We start from the raw sequence: 443 nt of genomic DNA, 5'->3' as shown, positions 1-443 counted from the left end.
GACATGCGCCCGGCCAGGCCGGCCGCCAGCTTACCGGCTGCACCGACCAGCCCGAACAGGCCGATGGTGGCATCGCTGTAGGCGTACGGTGGCTGCGCCAGCAGGAACGCGAGCGGGGTCCAGAAAATCGCGAACATGGCAAAGCTGCAGGCGCCCAGCAGGGTGCGCTGGCGCAGCACCGGCTCCTGCACGAACAGCACGCCGATCGAGCGCAGCAAGGCGAAATAGCCCAGGCCGGCGCTGTGGTGGAATCGCGGCAGGCCGCGCTGCAATGCCAGTGCGGTCAGCACCAGGGTGCCGGCAGCGATGGCATACACCAGGCGCCAGTCACCCAGGCTGGAAAGCAGGCCGGCCACGGTACGCGCCAGCAGGATGCCCAGCAGCAGGCCACTCATCAGCGTGCCGACCACGCGGCCACGATGTTCCGGCGCGGCCAGCGTGGC

Annotated in this window: 1 protein-coding gene; it reads right to left on the bottom strand. The window is 70.0% G+C overall.

What is annotated here, in order from left to right; translation table 11 throughout:
* Positions 1-443 (bottom strand): MFS transporter (locus D7V77_RS42605; RefSeq protein WP_120581777.1); only part of this gene is annotated, 443 nt, incomplete at both ends.

The organism is Corallococcus sp. CA041A (genome assembly GCF_003612075.1).
GTDB lineage: Bacteria > Myxococcota > Myxococcia > Myxococcales > Myxococcaceae > Corallococcus > Corallococcus exiguus.
The sequence above is the reverse complement of the archived record's forward strand: the minus strand, read 5'-3'. Positions and strand labels throughout refer to the sequence as shown.